The sequence below is a fragment of the Streptomyces sp. NBC_00442 genome (assembly GCF_036014195.1).
In the GTDB taxonomy this organism is placed as follows: Bacteria; Actinomycetota; Actinomycetes; order Streptomycetales; family Streptomycetaceae; genus Streptomyces.
In genome coordinates this window covers 2,030,289-2,042,492 of sequence record NZ_CP107918.1, presented here as the reverse complement: position 1 = coordinate 2,042,492, position 12,204 = coordinate 2,030,289, and the positions used below count along the sequence as shown (strand labels likewise).

General features: G+C 70.8%; 13 protein-coding genes. 8 read left to right on the top strand and 5 right to left on the bottom strand.

Going from position 1 to position 12,204, the window contains the following annotated elements; all coding sequences use genetic code 11:
- The first annotated feature begins 35 nt into the window (after positions 1-35).
- Positions 36-995, top strand: a complete 960-nt coding sequence (gene meaB / locus OG432_RS08990; RefSeq protein ID WP_328309512.1) for a methylmalonyl Co-A mutase-associated GTPase MeaB — start codon at positions 36-38, stop codon at positions 993-995.
- Positions 996-1,185: 190 nt separating this feature from the next.
- Complete coding sequence (locus OG432_RS08985; RefSeq protein WP_328309510.1) at positions 1,186-2,430, top strand: MFS transporter; 1,245 nt, start codon at positions 1,186-1,188, stop codon at positions 2,428-2,430.
- Here the strand turns inward: OG432_RS08985 and OG432_RS08980 are convergent.
- The 4 genes from OG432_RS08980 to OG432_RS08965 all read right to left on the bottom strand — a co-directional run bounded on the left by OG432_RS08980 (position 2,336) and on the right by OG432_RS08965 (position 5,009).
- Positions 2,336-2,812 carry a MarR family winged helix-turn-helix transcriptional regulator gene (locus tag OG432_RS08980; protein ID WP_328309508.1) on the bottom strand — a complete coding sequence of 159 codons (477 nt, stop codon included), beginning with the start codon at positions 2,810-2,812 and terminating at the stop codon, positions 2,336-2,338. The two genes, OG432_RS08985 and OG432_RS08980, sit on opposite strands and share 95 nt — an antisense overlap.
- A gap of 141 nt (positions 2,813-2,953) precedes the next feature.
- Positions 2,954-3,730, bottom strand: coding sequence for an AIM24 family protein (locus OG432_RS08975; protein ID WP_328309506.1), 777 nt, complete (start codon positions 3,728-3,730; stop codon positions 2,954-2,956).
- On the bottom strand, positions 3,727-4,377 hold the full coding sequence (locus OG432_RS08970) for an AIM24 family protein (RefSeq protein ID WP_328309504.1): 651 nt from the start codon (positions 4,375-4,377) through the stop codon (positions 3,727-3,729). Before OG432_RS08970 ends, OG432_RS08975 begins: the two co-directional genes overlap by 4 nt.
- Positions 4,377-5,009 (bottom strand): AIM24 family protein, encoded by a 633-nt coding sequence (locus tag OG432_RS08965; protein WP_328315047.1) that lies wholly within the window; start codon positions 5,007-5,009, stop codon positions 4,377-4,379. The genes OG432_RS08970 and OG432_RS08965 overlap by 1 nt, the downstream gene beginning before the upstream one ends.
- Positions 5,010-5,171: 162 nt before the next feature.
- On the opposite strand from OG432_RS08965, the gene OG432_RS08960 reads away from it, so the two are divergent.
- From OG432_RS08960 to OG432_RS08945, 4 genes are all read left to right on the top strand, one after another.
- A complete protein-coding gene (locus tag OG432_RS08960) occupies positions 5,172-5,516 on the top strand; it encodes a DUF3817 domain-containing protein (protein ID WP_328309502.1) in 345 nt (114 codons plus the stop codon).
- Positions 5,513-5,809 carry an MTH1187 family thiamine-binding protein gene (locus OG432_RS08955; protein WP_328309500.1) on the top strand — a complete coding sequence of 99 codons (297 nt, stop codon included), beginning with the start codon at positions 5,513-5,515 and terminating at the stop codon, positions 5,807-5,809. The genes OG432_RS08960 and OG432_RS08955 overlap by 4 nt, the downstream gene beginning before the upstream one ends.
- A gap of 232 nt (positions 5,810-6,041) precedes the next feature.
- Positions 6,042-7,802: a glycosyltransferase family 2 protein gene (locus OG432_RS08950; RefSeq protein ID WP_328309498.1), complete on the top strand. Its 1,761-nt coding sequence runs from the start codon at positions 6,042-6,044 to the stop codon at positions 7,800-7,802.
- Between the two features lie 3 nt (positions 7,803-7,805).
- A complete protein-coding gene (locus OG432_RS08945; RefSeq protein WP_328309496.1) occupies positions 7,806-9,761 on the top strand; it encodes a galactose oxidase early set domain-containing protein in 1,956 nt (651 codons plus the stop codon).
- Between the two features lie 22 nt (positions 9,762-9,783).
- Here the strand turns inward: OG432_RS08945 and OG432_RS08940 are convergent, their stop codons facing one another.
- Positions 9,784-10,806: a glycoside hydrolase family 6 protein gene (locus tag OG432_RS08940; RefSeq protein WP_328309494.1), complete on the bottom strand. Its 1,023-nt coding sequence runs from the start codon at positions 10,804-10,806 to the stop codon at positions 9,784-9,786.
- Positions 10,807-10,987: 181 nt separating this feature from the next.
- Here OG432_RS08940 and OG432_RS08935 point away from each other — a divergent pair, with 181 nt between their 5' ends.
- Together OG432_RS08935 and OG432_RS08930 are read left to right on the top strand one after the other, a co-directional pair.
- Positions 10,988-11,494, top strand: a complete 507-nt coding sequence (locus tag OG432_RS08935) for a MarR family winged helix-turn-helix transcriptional regulator (protein ID WP_328309492.1) — start codon at positions 10,988-10,990, stop codon at positions 11,492-11,494.
- Between the two features lie 362 nt (positions 11,495-11,856).
- On the top strand, positions 11,857-12,195 hold the full coding sequence (locus OG432_RS08930) for a DUF3817 domain-containing protein (RefSeq protein ID WP_267056452.1): 339 nt from the start codon (positions 11,857-11,859) through the stop codon (positions 12,193-12,195).
- Positions 12,196-12,204 lie beyond the last annotated feature (9 nt).

Genomic DNA, 12,204 nt, shown 5'->3' with positions numbered 1-12,204 from the left:
TCCCCGCGGTGCGTACGCGACTGAACGGAGCGGCAATGGTGGACGTCCCCGAACTGGTGGCCCAGGCACGGGAAGGCAGGCCCAGGGCCGTCGCCCGGCTGATCTCGCTGGTCGAGGGGGCGTCCCCGCAGCTGCGCGAGGTCATGGCGGCGCTGGCCCCGCTCGCGGGCAACGCGTACGTCGTGGGGCTCACCGGGTCGCCCGGTGTCGGCAAGTCGACGTCCACCTCCGCGCTGGTCAGCGCGTACCGCAGGGCCGGGAAGCGGGTCGGCGTGCTCGCCGTCGACCCGTCGTCGCCGTTCTCGGGCGGCGCCCTGCTCGGCGACCGGGTGCGGATGTCCGACCACGCCTCCGACCCCGGTGTCTACATCCGCTCGATGGCGACCCGGGGCCACCTGGGCGGTCTGGCCTGGTCCGCGCCCCAGGCCATCCGGGTCCTGGACGCCGCGGGGTGCGAGGTGATCCTCGTCGAGACGGTGGGCGTCGGGCAGTCCGAGGTCGAGATCGCCTCGCAGGCCGACACCTCGGTGGTGCTGCTCGCGCCGGGCATGGGCGACGGCATCCAGGCGGCCAAGGCCGGCATCCTCGAAATCGGCGACGTCTACGTCGTCAACAAGGCGGACCGGGACGGCGCGGACGCCACGGCCCGCGAGCTCAACCACATGCTGGGTCTGGGCGAATCCCGCGGGCCCGGCGACTGGCGGCCGCCCATCGTCAAGACGGTGGCGGCCCGCGGCGAGGGCATCGACGAGGTCGTGGAGGCCCTGGAGAAGCACCACGCGTGGATGGCCGAGCACGGCGTCCTCGCGGAGCGGCGCAGGGCCCGTGCGGCGCGCGAGGTGGAGACCATCGCGGTGACCGCCCTGCGCGAGCGCATCGGCTCCCTCCACGGCGACCGCCGTCTGGACGCGCTCGCCCAGCGCATCGTCGACGGCGAACTCGACCCGTACGCGGCCTCCGACGAACTCGTCGCGAGCCTGACCGAAACGGCGTAGCCCGCCGCGCACCCTCAACAGCCCTGTCACCGCCCCTGGTTGGGCCGGTGGCGGGGCTGTTAGCGTGGGGGACATGTTCCTGCTCTGCGCATAGGTGCCGCCCCGGCACCGCGATCCGCCCGCCGAGGGCGCCGGGATCGCGGTGCGCTTCGGCGACCCTTTTCGCGCACAGCCCCGAAGGAACACACCCATGTCTTCGTACGCCGCCGTCCTGCGGACCCCGCACGCCGCCCGCGCCTTCGGCGCCGCCCTGCTCGGACGGCTCTCCTACGGAACGGCCCCACTCGCCCTGGTCCTCGCCGTCAAGCGGGGCTCCGGCTCCTACGCCGTGGCCGGCACCGTCATGGCGCTCTTCGGCATCAGCAGCGTGCTGCTCTCGCCGGCCCGAGCCGCCCTCGTCGACCGGCACGGCCCGCGCCGCGCCCTCGCCCCCATGGCCGCCCTGTACGGGTCGCTGCTCGTGACGCTCGCCCTCGTCTGCCTGGCGGGCGGAGCCGGCGCGCCGGTACTCGGCGCCCTCGGGACCGCCGCGGGCGCGTGCACCCCGCCGCTCGGGCCGACCATGCGCGCCGTGTGGAGCGAACTCCTTGCGGACCGCCGGATGCTGGAGCGCGCCTACAGCCTGGACGGGGTCTGCGAGGAACTCCTCTTCGTGAGCGGCCCGTTGGTGATCGGGGTGCTCGTCCAGTACGTCCACCCGGCCGTCGGCGTGCTGCTGGGCGCGGGGCTGGTGATCGTGGGGACGTTCGCCCTGGTGGCCTCGCCCGCGGTCCGCGCGATGGAGCCGCAGCCGCAGCCGGCCCGTAGGGGGCCGGCCCGTGTCACGGGCCGGGCGCCCTGGCGGCCCGCCCTGGTGGCGGCGGGTGTCGGGCTGGGGCTCGGCGCCCTCGATCTGCTGGTGCTCGCGTTCGCCGACGGCCGGGGCAGCTCGTCGGCGGCACCCTGGCTGCTCGCCGCGCTCTCCGCCGGCAGCGCGGTGGGGGGTCTGGTCAACGGGGCCGTGCACTGGCGGCGCCCGGCCAGGAGCAGGCTGGCCCTGTTCGCGGTCGGCCTGGCCGGGGCGCTGGCGCTCGCGGGCGCGGCCCAGGGCCTGCTCACCCTCGCGGCGGCCCTGGTGCTCGCCGGCCTCTTCGTCGCCCCCGCGCTCACCACGGCCTATCTGTACGCCGACGAACTGGCGGCGCCCGGCACCCGGGCGCGCGCCGGTGCGTGGGTCAACACGGCGGTGAACGCAGGGGGTTCGGGCGCCTCCGCCGGCGTCGGAATGCTCGTGGGGCGGCTTCCGCTGCCCTTGTGCTTCGTGCTCGCGGGTCTCCCCGCGCTGTGCTGCGCGCTCGCCGTCAGAGCTTCCCGCGGTGCCCGCGCAGATGCTCGGCGACCGGCGTCAGCGACTCCCGCAGATCAGCCAGGGCCTCGCCCGACAGCAGGTCGATGAAGTGGCGCCGTACGGAGGCCACGTGGTGCGGGGCGACCTTCTCCATGGTCTCGGTGCCCTGCTCGGTCAGCACCGCGAAGAGCCCGCGCCGGTCCGACTCGCAGTTCTCGCGCCGGACGAGGCCCGCGTTCTCCATGCGGGTGATCTGGTGCGAGAGACGGCTCTTGGACTGGAGGGTGGCGGCCGCGAGGTCGCTCATCCGCATCCGCTTGTCCGCCGACTCCGAGAGGTTCACCAGGATCTCGTAGTCGTTGTTGGTCAGGCCGAACGGCTGGAGGTCCTTCTCCATCTGGTACGTCAGCATCCTGTTGACGTCCAGGTAGGTGCGCCAGGCGCACTGCTCGTCGTCGCTCAGCCAGTTCGTGGCCGTCTCGGTCTCCATATGTGGATTCTACCTAAGAAGTTGAATTCTGAACCAATCGGGGGAGTGTGACGCCCGGCACCCGACACGGGCTCACCCCTCGGGCGTGACCGTCGCCCGGAGGGGCTCAGGCGTTCGACGTCACACTCCGCAGACTACCGCTCACAGGCCGAAGCGACGCTGCAGGTCCCCCAGCTGGCCGGGAAGGCGCGGTGCCCCGGCCGCCGGCCCGTGCCCGCCCTGGCCGCCGCCGGGCACCCCCGGCTCGGCGGCCACCTGCCCGGTCGCCTGCTCCGCCATGAGCACCTCGGTGGACTGGAGCAGCACCGTACCCGCCCCGACGAACTCGAACTGGTGCTCCTCGCCCGAGGTGCCGCCAAGGCCCGTGAGTGACCGGATTCCGCCCAGGACGCCGGTCATGTACCCGTGGTCGTAGTGGTGACACGGCGAGGGGCAGTCCGCCCAGCCGACCAACGCCTGCGGGTCCACCCGGACCGGCGGCTCCATGAAGACGACCGGCCCGTTGGAGGCCGCCACGAACTTGCCGGTGCCGATCAGGGTCAGGAATCCCGGGACGATCGACTGCTTGAGCGCGAGCGAGGGCTGGAACGCCAGCAGATTGCCGGACCTGATGGTCAGGTTGCCCTCGTCCAGGTCGTAGCTGTTCACGTCGAAGGCGCGGTCCGCGAGGAGCATCTTGCCGCTGCCGTCAGCCACCACCCAGTCCGCCGCGTGCAGCGGGGAGTGGAAGCTCGTGCGCAGCAGCCGGTCGAGCCGGCCGTGGCCGATGCCGTTGAACTCGATCTGCCCGTAATAGGCGATCATCTTGCCCTTCTGCAGGAACCACTGGCTCGACTTGAGCTCCACGCAGAACGTGTACTTGTTGACGTTGTCGTCGCTCGGCAGCGAGTAGGGATCGAAGATCACCGGGGCGCTCACAGCTTCTCCTCCGAGGCCTGCACGTACACCGCACCCTGACCGGACAGTTCGAGCTGGAAGGCCTCGCCGGAGCCCCGGCCCACCATCTCGCGCCAGCCGAGCGCGGCCGAGAGCTTGTTGCGGACGTCGCCGTGGTGGGCGACATAGGCCTGCGGGTCGACGTGGACCGGGCGCTGCGGGGTGATCGGCAGCTCGATCACGCCGCCGTGCGCCATCACCGCGACCGCACCGTGGCCCTTGAGGGTCGTGGTGAACAGGCCCTGCCCGGTGACCTGGCCGCGCACCATGCCCATGACCCCGCCCTGCGAGCCCATGAACATCGTGCCCTGCTGGAGCGAACCGTCGAAGGCGAGCAGCCGGTCGGCCTCCACGTACAGGGTGTCGCCCTGGAGGTTGATGACCTGGATGTGGTGGCCGCCGTGACCGAACATCACGGTGCCGCTTCCCTCGACGGTCATCAGCGGTGTCGCCTCGTTGGCGACCCGGCGCCCGATCATCGACATCAGGCCGCCCTGGCCGCCCTGGATGTTGGGGGTGAAGGACACCTCGCCCTTGTACGCGAGCATCGCGCCGCGCTGACTGAACATCTTCTGGCCGGGCAGCACCGTCGCCTCGACCATCTTGGAGTTGACCTCGCGGAACGGCATCAGACGTCACCGCCGATCGTGTTGCGCTCGCTCGGCTGCACGTACACCAGGCCCTCGCCCTCGAACCGGATCTGGAACGCCTCGCCCGAGCCCTCGCCGAGGAACGTGCGGAAGGTCACCCCCGACTGGAAGTGCTGGCGGAGATCGCCCTGGTGGGCGATGTAGGCGCCGGGGTCGACGGAGAGCGGGTACTGGGCGCTGACCCGCAGCACCACGGCAGGCCCGTCCGACATGATCGCGGCCTGCCCCTGGCCCTCGATCGTCGTGGTGAACAGGCCGTTGCCCTGGCTCGCGCCGCGCAGCCCCGTGAAGGTCGTGCCCGTGCGCAGCCCGGCGTCGGTGGCGAGCAGATTGCTGGCCTCGACGTAGAGCTTGTCGCCGGTCAGGCTCACCAGGTTGATCTCGCTGGCACGGTCGGCGAAATAGCAGGTGCCGTGCCCCTTCACCTCCATCACGGTCATCTGCTCGCCGGTGAGGCGGCGGGTCACCATGCCGCGCAGACCCTCACCGCCGCCGGACATCTTCTTGAACGCCATCTGGCCGTCGTAGGCGACCATCGAGCCGTTCTTCGCCTTGACGGCGTCGCCGGTCATGTCGACGGCGAGCACCTTGCTGCCCTGAAGTCGGAACATTGCCACGGCCCGACGGTAGCGGCCGGGGACCCGCCCCGACAGGGGCAAGGGGGCGATGTCAGAATGAGGAACGTTTGTGCACGCGTTCACAAGATCGCTGCCGACGGATCGCCGCCCGACGATCACCGCCGCCCGCTCCCTCCCAGCGAAGGTGCCCTTCACGTGGACCTCAAAACAGCCTCCGCCCTGCACCGCCTCCGCCTGATCTCGCTCCCCGAGGCCATCTCGTTCCCGATCCTGCTGGTGTGCTCCGTGCTCAAGCGCACCACCTCGTTCGACGGGGTGATGGTGATGGGCATGGTCCACGGCATTCTCTTCACGCTGTACGTGCTCTTCTGGCTCGACGCCTGGAACCGCACCAAGTGGTCCAGGAACACCGGCATCCTCTACTTCGTGCTCGCCGTGCTGCCCTTCGGCGGCTTCTTCGCCGAGCGCAAGCTCCGCCGGGAGCTGGACGACGCGGTCATCGCGACCAGGGCCCGCAAGGAAGGCGTGGTCAACGCATGATCGTCGCCTTCTCGGTCAGCCCGCTCGGCGTCGGCGAGGACGTGGGGGAGTACGTCGCGGACGCGGTCCGCGTGGTGCGCGAGTCCGGCCTGCCCAACCGCACGGACGCCATGTTCACCTCCATCGAAGGTGAGTGGGACGAGGTGATGGACGTCGTCAAGCGCGCCGTCGCCGCCGTCGAGGCCCGCTCGCACCGGGTCTCGCTCGTCCTCAAGGCGGACATCCGCCCCGGCGTCACCGACGGCCTCACCTCCAAGGTCGAGACGGTGGAGCGCCACCTGGCCGCCGAGTAGCGGCCCCTCGCCCATCGGCAGCCCCGCATCACCGAAGAGCCCCCGGCCACCCCGGCCGGGGGCTCTCGCGCGTGCGTACGGCGGGCGGCGACGGCCCCCCGGCCGCCGAAACGGCCCAGCACCCTAGAACCGCTCACTCGGAGTACTCCAGTCGACACGCCGGGCTTTCTCCACTTTTGTGGGGATATCAACCCAGTGCAAAAACCCTGCTCGACGATCAGCTGGAGGGCACGTGCGCCCGGAGGGCTACGCATACGACACCCACAGCCGACTGGCCGGACCGCTCACGGAGCCGGGCGCCAAGCCCTACCGGGTGCAGTACCGCAGTCTGCTCTCACAAGAGCCGCACCGCATACGTGCCGTCCTCCTGATGACCCTCGCGCCGATACTCACCGGCCTGCTGCTCGTCTACCTCATCTGGCCCAGCCACTGGGTCGAGCGCGAGGGCGGAGACCGCTGGCTCGTGGACCTCGACGTCACGATGCTGGTCTCGATCGGCCTGATCGAGCTCTTCATGGTCGCCAACGTCGCCTCGGTCGCCCACGCCACGCTGGTCGCCCGCGACCCCGTCCCCGTCATCCCCGAAGAGGGCACCCGGGTCGCCTTCCTCACCACGTACGTGCCCGGCACGGAACCCATATCCATGGTGCGCACCACCCTGGAGGCGGCCGTCCTGCTCACCCACACCGGGCCCCTGGACATCTGGCTCCTGGACGAGGGCGACGACGAGCAGGCCAAGGCGCTCTGCGCGGAACTCGGCGTACGCCACTTCACCCGCAAGGGCGTCCCCGAGTGGAACCGCAAGAAGGGCGCCCACAAGGCCCGCACCAAACACGGCAACTACAACGCCTGGATCGCGATGCACGGCGGCCGCTACGACTTCTTCGCCTCCGTCGACACCGACCACGCCCCGCTCCCCAACTTCCTGGAGCGGATGATGGGTTACTTCCGCGACCCCGATGTCGCCTTCGTGGTCGGACCGCAGGTCTACGGCAACTACGACTCGCCCGTCACCAAGGCCGCCGAGTCCCAGCAGTTCCTCTTCCACGCGCTGATCCAGCGGGCCGGCAACCGCTACCGGGCGCCCATGTTCGTCGGCACCAACAACGTGGTGCGGATCGCGGCGCTGCGGCAGATCGGCGGCCTCTACGACTCGATCACCGAGGACATGGCCACCGGCTTCGAACTGCACCGGCACAAGAACCCGAGGACCGGCCGGCACTGGCGCTCCGTGTACACCCCGGACGTGCTGGCCGTCGGCGAGGGACCGGCCTCCTGGACCGACTTCTTCACCCAGCAGATGCGCTGGTCGCGCGGCACCTACGAGACGCTGTTCAAGCAGTACTGGAAGGCGCCCTTCACCATGCCGCCCGGCCGGCTGCTCTCGTACACCCTGATGCTCGTCTACTACCCCATGACCGCCGTCAACTGGCTGCTCGGCATCGTGAGTTGTGTGCTGTTCCTCTGGTTCGGCGCGTCCGGCACCGAGGTCACCGCCTCGGTCTGGCTGATGCTCTACAGCGACGCCGCCGCCCTCCAGATCGGCCTGTACCTGTGGAACCGGCGGCACAACGTCTCGCCCCACGAACCCGAGGGATCGGGCGGCCTCGCCGGGATGGGCATGTCGGCGCTCTCCGCACCGATCTACCTCAAGTCGCTCGGCTCGGCCGTGCTGCGCACCCGCGGCCGGTTCGTCGTCACCCCCAAGGGCGGCCGGGCCAGCCCCGACCGGCTGTGGACGTTCCGCATCCACCTGTTCTGGGCGGCGGTCCTCACCTCCTCCCTGATCGCCTCCGTGCACTACGGCCACACCCACGCCGCCATGCGCACCTGGGCCGTGCTCGCCCTGGGCATCGCGCTCGCGCCGGTCGCGATCTGGGCCTGGACGTCGCTGCGCGAACGCGCCGCGGCCCGCGCGGCCAAGCCGGCCCCGCAGCACAAGCCCGGCGGCGAGGCCGAACCCGCCGTCGCCACGACGACCGGAGGGAACTGAGTCATGGCCTACCGGCCCTCGAAACGGATGAAGAAGACCCTGTTCGGCGGTGGAGCCGTCGTGGTCCTCGCGGGTCTCAACGCCCCCGCCGCGCTCTCCTTCGCCACGGAGCAGTACCACGCGTACCAGATAGCCCAGCCCGAGTACATGGCGAAGTACGGCGCCTGGCACGGCGTCGACATCCCCCAGGAGTACCGGACCAACGCCATCCACGCGGCGCTGCTCCACACCGGCAAGGTCCTGATCATCGCGGGCTCCGGCAACAAGCAGGACCACTTCGACGCGGGCACCTTCGACACCGTGCTGTGGAACCCGAAGGACAACACCTTCAAGAAGATCCACACGCCCGAGGACTTCTTCTGCGGCGGCCACGCCCAACTCCCCGACGGCAAGCTCCTGGTGGCCGGCGGCACCGCCCGCTACGAGGTCCTCGACGGCGAGGTGAAGCGGGCCGGCGGCGGCATGCGGGTCAAGAACGAGGACCCCAACAAGGCCGTCACCCTGAAGAAGGGCACGACGTTCCGCTCCCCGTCGGGCGTCGAGTACGTGTCGAAGTTCGACGTCACGGTCCCGCGCGCCAAGCGCGAGTTCGAGATCTCGTACTACGCGAGCGGGCGGATGAAGCCGTGGAAGACCAAGACCACCGCCGCCGAGGCGCGGGTCTTCGTCGAGGCGGCCGCCGAGGGCCCCCAGTCGGTCGCCACCGACCAGGCCCAGTACGAGGTCGTGGGCCTGGCCGGCAAGGACGCCGACAACGTGTACGGGCTCGCCGAGAAGATCACCCTGGACAAGCAGGACTACCAGGGGATCAGGGCGGCCTACGAGTTCGACCCGAAGGCCGAGAAGTACGTCCCCGTCGCCCCGATGAAGGAGGCCCGCTGGTACCCGACGCTCACCACGCTCAAGGACGGCAAGGTGCTCGCCGTCTCCGGGCTCGACGACGTGGGCGTCATCCTCGCGGGCAACAACGAGATCTACGACCCGAAGAGCAAGAAGTGGTCGCCCGGCCCCTTCCGCTACTTCCCGACCTACCCCTCGCTGTTCCTGACCAAGGGCGGCAAGCTCTTCTACTCGGGCGCCAACTCCGGCTACGGGCCCGCCAACAAGGGCCGCGAGCCGGGCCTGTGGGACGTCGAGAAGAACACCTTCACCAAGATCGGCGGCCTGAACGCCGCCGACCAGCTGGAGACGGCCAGCTCACTCCTGCTGCCGCCCGCGCAGGACCAGCGGTTCATGCTGCTCGGAGGCGGCGGCGTCGGCGAGTCCAAGAAGTCCACCCCGCGCACCGCCGTGGTCGACCTCAACCAGAACAACCCCGCCTTCACATCCGGTCCCGAACTCCCACAGGGCACGCGGTACTTGAACAGCGTGATCATGCCGGACGACTCCGTGTTCACCACCGGCGGCTCCTCCGACTACCGCGGCCGGGGCGGCTCCAACCTCCTCAGCGCCCAGTTCTACGACCCCAAGGCGAACGCGTTCCGCGAGGCGGCGGACCCCACCATCGGCCGCAACTACCACTCCGAGGCGCTGCTCCTGCCCGACGGCCGGGTCGCCACCTTCGGCTCCGACTCGCTGTTCAGCGACAAGAACAACACCAAGCTCGGCAAGTTCGAGCAGCGCATGGAGATCTACACCCCGCCCTACCTCTACGGCGACAGGGGCAAGCGCCCCGCGCTCGGCGACGGCCCCGAGGCCGTGACGGCGGGCGGCAGGGCCACCTTCAAGACGGACCACCCCGAACGCCTGGTCAAGGCGCGCCTGATGCGGCCGAGCGCGGTGACCCACACCACGGACGTCGAGCAGCGCTCGATCGAGCTGGGCCTGACGAAGGACAAGGACTCCGTCTCGGTCACCGTCCCCGCGGACCGGGCACTCGTCCCGCCCGGCTGGTACATGGTCTTCGTGACCGACCAGGAGGGCACCCCGTCCGAGGCCAAGTGGCTGCGGGTGGACTGAGAGGAGCGGGTGCGCCGACAGGTCAGAACCGGGCGCGCTTGGCGAGCCCGAGGGCGTACTCCGGCCACCAGGTACCGGCGGACGGGCCCCCGCGGCAGGGTCCGTCCGAATCGCCCGGCCGCTTGATCCACAGGTACGCGTCGACGAGCGGGTCGCCGGTCCTGACCGACGGCGGAGCGCCGAGCGAACGCCCCGGCGGGTTGCACCAGGCCTGGTCGCGGCCGTCGGACAGGGGTCCGTCGCCGTTGCGGCTGGTGTCCATGACGAAGTGCTTGCCGCCGAGCCCCCGGGAGACCTTCACCCCGTACGCCCGTACGGCGCCGTCGGTCTGGAAGTTGGACACGTTCAGGGCGAAGCCGTCGGCCCTGTCGATGCCGGCTCGTCGGAGGGGCTCGACGAGGCTGTCGGGGTCGGGGATCCAGGAGGGGTTCCCCGCGTCGAGATAGACCTTGGTGCGGGGCAGCCTCTTGAGGGTGTCGATCGCCTCGTCGAGGAGCTGGTACCGCTCGGCGTGGTGGTCGGGCGTGGTGCACCCGTCGACCATGTGCGCGATCGCGTCGGGTTCCAGGACGACCACGGCCGGTGCGTCCCCGATCGCCTCGGCGAACTTCCCCGTCCAGGCGCGGTAGCCGTCGCTTCCGTTCGCGCCGCCCGCCGAGTACTTGCCGCAGTCGCGGTGCGGAATGTCGTACGCCACGAACAGCGCGGTCCGCTTGTCCTTGGCGGCGCCGGCGACGGCCCTGCGAATACCGGCCCCCGGATCGGCCCCGGACGGCCAGGTGGCCACCGGCCGGTCGGCGATCCGCCGCAGGGCCGCGGCGTCGGCGGTCCGGCCCTGCCCCTGCCAGAGCCTGACCTGCCGCGCGGCGTCACTCTCCGGATCCACCCAGAACGGCGAGCCGGACGCCGGGGCGGGAGCGGCCTCGGCCCGCGCGCCGGTACGGACGCCGGGTTCCTCGCGTGATCCGTCGCCGGACGAGCAGCCGGCGACGGCGGCGAGCAGCACGGCCGACACGGCGGCGAGCAGGATTCGGTACCGGGACATCCGGCCCCCTCGGGGGTCGCGAGGGTGCACGCGGGGCGGCGTGCACAGGGTCGGGCAATCGTGACATGACGGACGGTCGGCGCGGGGGAGCGCCGCGCCCCGCGGTCGTGCGCGCCGGGGCCCCGGTACCGAACTTCGAGACGGGGCTGACCGGCATGTGACCAGTGGGTAAGGTCGACGCGTGCCCAAGCCGCTCAGCCTCCCCTTCGACCCCATCGCCCGAGCCGACGAACTCTGGCAGCAGCGCTGGGGCCCCGTGCCCTCGATGGGGGCCATCACCTCGATCATGCGGGCGCACCAGATCCTGCTGGCCGAGGTCGACGCGGTGGTGAAGCCGTACGGGCTGACCTTCGCGCGGTACGAAGCGCTGGTCCTGCTGACCTTCTCCAAGGCGGGCGAGCTGCCGATGTCCAAGATCGGCGAACGCCTGATGGTCCACCCCACCTCGGTGACCAACACGGTGGACCGCCTCGTGAAGTCGGGTCTCGTGGACAAGCGCCCCAACCCGAACGACGGGCGCGGCACGCTGGCGTCCATCACGGACCGGGGCCGCGAGGTGGTGGAATCGGCCACGCGCGACCTGATGGCGATGGACTTCGGCCTCGGCGTCTACGACGCGGAGGAGTGCGGAGAGATCTTCGCGATGCTCCGCCCGCTGCGGGTCTCGGCGAACGACTTCGAGGAGTAGGCCCCCTGGGGCTGCGCCCCAGACCCCCCGAGCCCGACGGCGCCCGTCCTCAAACGCCGGACAGGCTGAGCGTGTGCATGCCGCCCGGCACCGAACAGGTCAGGGGCGCGGGGAACTGCGCGAGAAGTGCGCACGGTCCGCACCGAAAGGCGGCTCGCGGAACGGCCGGGGCTGAGGATGCGCATGCCGCATGGCACCGGTACCGCCAGGGGCGCGGGGATCTGCGCGACCGGCCGCGCGCGGTCCGCGGCCGGACCCCTCACCCCCGGCGGGTTTCGGGAAGGGGCGGGGTGGGGGAGAACCCCCGCCCCAGGCGTGACCCGCGCGAAGATCGCCCCGCATGTCCGGTTACGCTCGACCGCATGAAAAAGAGCGTACTGACCCGCTACCGGGTAATGGCGTACGTCACGGGCGTGCTGCTGGTCCTGCTGACCCTCGGCGTGATCGCCAAGTACATCCTGGACATGAACGGCGCCGCCGACTTCACGAAGGTCATCGGCATCGCCCACGGCTGGCTGTACGTGATCTACCTCGTCTTCGCCTTCGACCTGGGCTCCAAGGCGAAGTGGCCGGTCGGCAAGCAGCTGTGGGTGCTGATCGCCGGCACCATTCCGACCGCCGCCTTCTTCGTCGAGCGCAAGGTCTCCAAGGAGCTGGAGTCCAAGGTCGCCGACGGCGTCCCCGCGGGCGCGCGAGCCTGATTCCGCGGC

Coding starts and splice junctions, on each gene's coding strand:
- OG432_RS08940 (WP_328309494.1), bottom strand. CDS start 10,806: ATGTCCCGGTACCGAATCCTGCTCGCCGCCGTGTCGGCCGTGCTGCTC.
- OG432_RS08970 (WP_328309504.1), bottom strand. CDS start 4,377: ATGCCGTTCCGCGAGGTCAACTCCAAGATGGTCGAGGCGACGGTGCTG.
- OG432_RS08985 (WP_328309510.1), top strand. CDS start 1,186: ATGTCTTCGTACGCCGCCGTCCTGCGGACCCCGCACGCCGCCCGCGCC.
- OG432_RS08980 (WP_328309508.1), bottom strand. CDS start 2,812: ATGGAGACCGAGACGGCCACGAACTGGCTGAGCGACGACGAGCAGTGC.
- OG432_RS08965 (WP_328315047.1), bottom strand. CDS start 5,009: ATGTTCCGACTTCAGGGCAGCAAGGTGCTCGCCGTCGACATGACCGGC.
- OG432_RS08930 (WP_267056452.1), top strand. CDS start 11,857: ATGAAAAAGAGCGTACTGACCCGCTACCGGGTAATGGCGTACGTCACG.
- meaB (WP_328309512.1), top strand. CDS start 36: ATGGTGGACGTCCCCGAACTGGTGGCCCAGGCACGGGAAGGCAGGCCC.
- OG432_RS08955 (WP_328309500.1), top strand. CDS start 5,513: ATGATCGTCGCCTTCTCGGTCAGCCCGCTCGGCGTCGGCGAGGACGTG.
- OG432_RS08945 (WP_328309496.1), top strand. CDS start 7,806: ATGGCCTACCGGCCCTCGAAACGGATGAAGAAGACCCTGTTCGGCGGT.